Genomic DNA, 7,412 nt, shown 5'->3' on the forward strand with positions numbered 1-7,412 from the left:
ATATAAAGCGCCAATAGGCGCTTTTTTTGTTTTTATTAAACGCATCTCTTGCACAGAATTTAAAATAAAAATACGATGGCAGCGCATTGTATAAAAGGATAATGACCATGTCGTTAACGGATGACGTCAACCAACTGAAAGCTGAGTTAGAAGCACTTAAACAATTACAATCGAATAATCAAACTCAACTGGGGGATCATCTACTCGCTTTTGGCGAAAAACTCGATTTTTTATCCGCACAAATTAACGCCTCAGCGGATTATGTTCAGACGCCAGGTAAACCAATCTCACCATTGCAGCCCAACACAGTCGGCCTAAAAAGCCCGACTCAAGATGTCGTCGCTCCACAGGTTAATCTTAATAATCAAAGCTCCATTATTCAGCGACCAGCAGCATCAAAAGGCGCACTTTCAGCATTAGTTGAGCAACTTGCTAAAGGATTAGCAGAGCTGTCATCGCAAGCGATGGCTCCATTGGCAGAAGTTGGTGATAAAGCGCGACAGTTTTACCAGCGTTACCACGCCAAAGGCTTAGGACCGGTTTTCTTAATGACACTGGCTGGTATTATTACCCTAACGCTCGGATTTGGTTATTTACTGCAGTTTTCTATTAATCATTGGTTATCTGATCTGGGTAAAGCCTTACTAGGCTTAGCCACTTCCAATGCGATCATTCTCGGCGGCATTTTCATTCACTTTAAACGTCCCGGTATGCGAGAATATTCGTCCGCTATTGTTGGGTTAGGCTTAATCCTTAATTATCTTTGCCTGTACTATTTAGGTCCCTATTTTCAACTGGTACCAAACAGCATTAGTTTAGGGTTATTACTGGTTAACACCTTATTAGGGTACGGGCTGTCGAATAAGCTAGAGACTAAAGTTGTTGCTGTTGTCGCTTTAGCAGGGGGCTCACTTGCCCCGCTGTTACTGTTTGACGGTGGCACTTCAGCAGCATTATACCTACCTTACTTAATGTTATTAGGCGGCTGTTCTTTATATCAAAGCTATAAACTTACGTGGCCAGTACTCATTGAAATCACCGCAATACTTCACATTGCCTGCATACAATACGCGACGGCTTTTATCGGAATATCAGGTACTGAAAAGACCTTATTCGTTATCAATTTATTTGCCCTCCACGTCATGTTCTACTTATACAGTCTGGTGAGTTTATTATTGTTGGTGAAAACCTCGCTTAACGTCAGACTATTAGCAGTGCCTATTTCGCTATTAGTATTTTTTGTTTATATCATCGGTGACTTATACGATTTTGCCGGTGAGCTATTTTTAGTTAACGCACTCGTGTGTGCAATACTTTATTGGCGAATAAAACACGACAAACAAATAGGTCAGTTAACATTGGCTTTTGCGGCGAGTTTTGCAGGCTTTGCCGCGTTATACATGCTTAGCCCCAATTTGCTGGGTTTAGTCTTACTCCTCGAGGGCTTATTGCTTATCTGGATTGGTTGTAAACAACAATTTGTCGCTATCCGCTTTGAGGCTTATGCATTACTAACCTTAGGGTTGCTTGATAGTATAATAACCTTGTTAGATACTTTAACTGGCCCTATTTCAACTGCTTGGCAAACATCATTATCAACCAGCGTAATGATGATTATCAGTTGCTGTATTATCTACACTGCGACCCGATTATTACTGCAACATAGAGTGGCTTTAATACCAGTAGAGAAAACCATTACCTTAATCAGCCAGGAGTTGCTTAGCCTTTTATATTCGGTCACTTTTTTGATTATCAGTTACTTTATTTCACCAGAATACTGCTTAAATGTTATACCAATTATCACTGCGTTATTACTGGTATTAAGTGCACGACACTCGTTAAGGTTTACAGAGATTCTGGCATGGCTATGGCTCATTCCATTAATGGCTTTAGTCACTTATGGCATTGTAGAAGCAAACAGCTTTAGTCTTTCAGCTCAAATGTTGCCGGCTAAACTTGCGCGAATCGAATTATTTATATGCTTATTGGCGGGTTATTATTGGTATCAGAAATACTATCCACAAGCCAAGTTGATCAAGTTAGCTTATTACACTCAATTAGTGTGTTTCTTTGCGCTACCCTTACTATTTTTACCTAAAGTCATGCGTGATTTTGCTGATTTCACAGCTATCGCATTATGGTTAAGTACTATTATCAGTATAAGTTTGGCCTATTACGTTAATCATAACGTTTTACGACTGCAGGCTAATGCATTGGCCTTTATGGCCACCTTAGCCACTCTGGTATTTTGCATCGAGCAGCAATGGCAGGGCTTAGTCGCATTATTCATTGGTGCATTATTGATGGGAGTGATCGCTAAGCGATACAGTACCCTCAACGATAAATGGCAATTAACCCTCAAGTCGAGTTGGCATTTAGGCCCCTACTTTACTGCACTTGTGATTGCCGTAGTGGTACAAACAGGAGTGGGCTTTATCGATAATACCTGGGCCATTACCTTAGCGATATTGAGTGGCTACTTTACGCTACTTACTGAGCGCAGCAATCCTATTGGACGCTTCTTTGCCGCCCCCATTAAAGTCAGTTATCGTTTAGGCTTTTATGCAATTCTTGGCTTTGCGGTATTGCCTATTTTAGAACATTTCGACATGCGACTTACAGTAAATATCAGCAATGGATTACAGATTATCGCTGAAATCATCGTATTGTTAATTTTAGGTTATTATCTAGCTAAGCCGCGGTCAGGCATAAAAACAAACTGCTCATCAATCGCTAAAATTGGCTTGAAGTGGGGATGGCATATCCTATTAGTCATTAGTTATTTAATCTGGGTAAAAGTATTAGCAGGAGAACTTGCGGCCACAGTGAGTGCTATTTTAATGGTGATACATGGTAGTATTTTACTGTTTTTAAGTTTGCGACCTCATCATCAAGATTTAATTAAACTGTCAGCTATTTTATTTGGGCTAACAACGTTGAAAGTGATTATCGTCGATATGGCTTCCTTTATATTGGTCCAGAAAGTCATTGCCTTTATGCTTATCGGTATCATATTACTCACGGTCGCGTATTTTTATCAACGCAGAAAAAATGAAATATCCCCACAAAACTTAGCCTGCAGGGATTAACTCAATAAAAATATAGTATCAGCGTTTATTATTTTTCAAATCGACTGATTGATGGATAATCAACTATCACAGCCTCATCCAATAGTGCACGGCGTAACATGTCATAAGCCACTGCAGCACTGAGGCTTCTAACCAACTGTCGAGAGCGGCTCGGCAGTTTAACCATTTGGCTATAAATGCCATTACGCGTCGCGAGTGCTATTGCAACTGTGCCGACTGGCTTTTGCTCTGTCCCACCTTCTGGGCCTGCAATACCGCTGGTTGCTAAAGCAAAGTCACTATCAAGTATTTTACGAACGCCTTCAGCCATAGCTTCAGCAGCTTGAATTGAGACTGCGCCATGATCATCTAAAATTTGCGGATTAACTCCTAGTACTTTTACCTTGGACTCATTACTGTAGGTCACTAAGCCATGATGTAAGTACGATGAGCTACCAGCGAAATCAATTAACTGGCTGGTGATCATGCCACCTGTACAAGATTCAGCAACGCTTAAACTAAAACCAGACTGAAATAATCTCGCATGGATCTCCTCTGCTAAGGTCGGCTTATTTTCCGCCACAACAGCCGTGCCTAAACATTCCTTAACCGCTTTTGTCACCTGAGGTAGTTCTCGAATCGCCTTATCACCACGGGCAAAAATTTTAATTTCAATATGTGGCATAGACGAGCGATAACCTAACTCTACACCTTGGGGTAAGGTAAGTTCTGTTAACATATCAGCAAGTGTAGATTCGCCATAACCAATGGTCAGTAATTTATGAAGTTGGGTGTTATCACCAGAACCAAACTCTTCAGTAATAAATGGTACAAACTGCTCTTTGAACATGTGCTTTAGTTCAAAAGGCACACCAGGAGTGAAGAATAGCCAGGCTTTATTCAGCTTCACCCTAAAGCCACAGGCGGTGCCAACTGGATTATCTATCATTACAGCCGACTCGGGCAACCAAGCTTGCTTTAAGTTGCTCTTAGACATCACACGGCCACTTTTGGTAAACCAATTCTCTAGATGATCACGCCATTGTTGATTCTCTATTAGATCTTCACCTTTGGCTTTTGCCATCGCAAGCGCAGACATATCATCACTGGTTGGGCCTAGACCGCCATTAACTAAGATAATGTCAGCATGCTTGCTTCTCTCCTGAAAAACAGCCACTAAATCAGCCAATCTATCACCCACGGTAGTGCGCTGTTGCATTTCAATACCCAAAGACATTAATTCATTGGCAACCCAGGCGGCATTGGTATCAATAATCTGGCCAGATAACACTTCCTCACCAGTACAAATCATCTCAAGCTTCATTACTTTTCCCTTTATATCAACAATTACTGCATAAGTTATGGCAACCAATATGGTAATAGCAAGAAAATAGATCGATTTATCTATATCGATTTAGTCCAATAGAAATAACCGAATCATTCGTTGGTTAATAAACATACCACCACAGTTCTTTATCAATATAAATGATGGACTTAAAGGTTGGCGACCCAAATTACAGGTACAAAAAAGCCTTTGCATGACGACAAAGGCTTTAAATAAAATTAACACAGCGGTAATGACCGCCTAAATAATCAATTATTGCATCACTTATATCAGAATAATGACATTTGGTAATGAGAAAAACACTCTCTAATAACCTAAAATAAAAGAGTCGATAACGTTTAGGAACTTATAAATTACACATACGAAAAAGGCCTTTGCATTGCTGCAAAGGCCTTCATCTTAAGTTGGCGGAGCGGACGGGACTCGAATATGTGCCTACGGCACGTGAGACAGGCCGACTTTTGTTTATAAAGAATCTAACCAACTGAACTACCGCTTCCTTGCAGTATTTGTATAAATTTTGTATACAAAAAAGCCTCGTCTTATGACGAGGCCTCTATGTAAGTTGGCGGAGCGGACGGGACTCGAACCCGCGACCCCCAGGCGTGACAGGCCGGTATTCTAACCAACTGAACTACCGCTCCTTTAGTAAAATGCTTACGCAAGATACTAAATGCTTTTTAAGTCGCTAGTATGTCATAACTAGGAGACTTGCTCTTTCGAGCATCTCTTAACGAGATAATTTGGCGCCTGGAAATGACCTACTCTCACATGGGGAGACCCCACACTACCATCGGCGATACTGTGTTTCACTTCTGAGTTCGGAATGGGATCAGGTGGTGCCACAGCTCTATGGTTTCCAGACAAATTTGGTTTATCTAACACACTCATTGTGTATTAAATAATAATTCGGAAAGCTGATTTGCTTAGGCCCTTATCAGAGCTTCGCTTATTTGAGTTCTCGCACTGCTTAAGTGTCCCATCCTAATACTAAGTCGTATCAGTAAAACCCATCTGGGTTGTATGGTTAAGCCTCACGGGTCATTAGTACAAGTTAGCTCAACGCCTCACAACGCTTACACACCTTGCCTATCAACGTAGTAGTCTCCTACGGCCCTTTAGAGAGCTTAAAGCTCTAGGGATGACTCATCTTGGGGCTCGCTTCCCGCTTAGATGCTTTCAGCGGTTATCGATTCCGAACGTAGCTACTGGGCAATGCCATTGGCATGACAACCCAAACACCAGCGGTTCGTCCACTCCGGTCCTCTCGTACTAGGAGCAGCTCCCCTCAATCATCCAACGCCCACGGCAGATAGGGACCGAACTGTCTCACGACGTTCTGAACCCAGCTCGCGTACCACTTTAAATGGCGAACAGCCATACCCTTGGGACCGACTTCAGCCCCAGGATGTGATGAGCCGACATCGAGGTGCCAAACACCGCCGTCGATATGAACTCTTGGGCGGTATCAGCCTGTTATCCCCGGAGTACCTTTTATCCGTTGAGCGATGGCCCTTCCATTCAGAACCACCGGATCACTATGACCTACTTTCGTACCTGCTCGACGTGTATGTCTCGCAGTTAAGCTGGCTTATGCCATTGCACTAACCGTACGATGTCCGACCGTACTTAGCCAACCTTCGTGCTCCTCCGTTACTCTTTGGGAGGAGACCGCCCCAGTCAAACTACCCACCAGGCACTGTCCTCAACCCCGATAAGGGGCCAGAGTTAGAACATCAAAACTACAAGGGTGGTATTTCAAGATTGACTCCACTCCATCTAGCGACGAAGCTTCAAAGTCTCCCACCTATCCTACACATGTAGGTTCAATGTTCAGTGCCAAGCTATAGTAAAGGTTCACGGGGTCTTTCCGTCTAGCCGCGGGTATACGGCATCTTCACCGCAATTTCAACTTCACTGAGTCTCGGCTGGAGACAGCGTGGCCATCATTACGCCATTCGTGCAGGTCGGAACTTACCCGACAAGGAATTTCGCTACCTTAGGACCGTTATAGTTACGGCCGCCGTTTACTTGGGCTTCGATCATGAGCTTCTCTTGCGATAACCCAATCAATTAACCTTCAAGCACCGGGCAGGCGTCACACCGTATACGTCATCTTGCGATTTTGCACAGTGCTGTGTTTTTGATAAACAGTTGCAGCCACCTGGTATCTGCGACTGCCGTCAGCTTAGGGAGCAAGTCCCATCACCAACAGCAGCGTACCTTCTCCCGAAGTTACGGTACCATTTTGCCTAGTTCCTTCAGCCGAGTTCTCTCAAGCGCCTTGGTATTCTCTACCCGACCACCTGTGTCGGTTTGGGGTACGATCCCTACTAACCTGAAGCTTAGAAGATTTTCCTGGAAGCATGGCATCAACTACTTCATCACCTTAGTGACTCGTCATCAGCTCTCAACGTGTACATTTAAGTACGTGTTCCGGATTTGCCTAAGAACACCGCCTACTACCTTAAACGCGGACTACCAACGCCGCGCTAGCCTAGCCTTCTCCGTCTCTCCATCGCAGTTAGCAGAGGTACAGAAATATTAATCTGTTTTCCATCGATTACGCCTTTCGGCCTCACCTTAGGGGTCGACTCACCCTGCCCCGATTAACGTTGGACAGGAACCCTTGGTCTTTCGGCGAGGGAGTTTTTCACTCCCTTTATCGTTACTCATGTCAGCATTCGCACTTCTGATACGTCCAGTGTGGGTTACCCCTTCACCTTCAACCGCTTACAGAACGCTCCTCTACCGCTTGCAGTAAACTGCAAACCCGTAGCTTCGGTGGTATGTTTAGCCCCGTTAAATCTTCCGCGCAGGCCGACTCGACTAGTGAGCTATTACGCTTTCTTTAAATGATGGCTGCTTCTAAGCCAACATCCTAGCTGTCTAAGCCTTCCCACATCGTTTCCCACTTAACATACACTTTGGGACCTTAGCTGACGGTCTGGGTTGTTTCCCTTTTGACAACGGACGTTAGCACCCGCTGTCTGTCTCCC

General features: G+C 43.7%; 2 protein-coding genes, 1 tRNA gene and 2 rRNA genes (1 of these 5 only partly in view). 1 reads left to right on the top strand and 4 read right to left on the bottom strand.

Annotation, left to right across the window (positions count from 1 at the left end):
• Positions 1-107: 107 nt before the first annotated feature.
• Entirely contained in the window at positions 108-3,089 is a 2,982-nt protein-coding gene (locus L0B17_RS01105; protein WP_235087007.1) for a DUF2339 domain-containing protein, read from the top strand.
• A gap of 28 nt (positions 3,090-3,117) precedes the next feature.
• Here L0B17_RS01105 and L0B17_RS01110 read toward each other — a convergent pair whose 3' ends face one another.
• The 4 genes from L0B17_RS01110 to L0B17_RS01125 form a co-directional block, all read right to left on the bottom strand.
• Positions 3,118-4,392 (bottom strand): competence/damage-inducible protein A, encoded by a 1,275-nt coding sequence (locus tag L0B17_RS01110; protein WP_235087010.1) that lies wholly within the window; start codon positions 4,390-4,392, stop codon positions 3,118-3,120.
• A 587-nt stretch (positions 4,393-4,979) separates the two neighbouring features.
• Positions 4,980-5,057, bottom strand: a tRNA-Asp gene (locus L0B17_RS01115).
• A gap of 104 nt (positions 5,058-5,161) precedes the next feature.
• Positions 5,162-5,277: ribosomal RNA gene (gene rrf, locus L0B17_RS01120) — 5S ribosomal RNA — on the bottom strand.
• A gap of 159 nt (positions 5,278-5,436) precedes the next feature.
• Positions 5,437-7,412 (bottom strand): 23S ribosomal RNA (locus L0B17_RS01125); it runs 926 nt beyond the window's last position.

This window comes from Shewanella sp. OMA3-2 (assembly GCF_021513195.1).
In the GTDB taxonomy this organism is placed as follows: domain Bacteria; phylum Pseudomonadota; class Gammaproteobacteria; order Enterobacterales; family Shewanellaceae; genus Shewanella.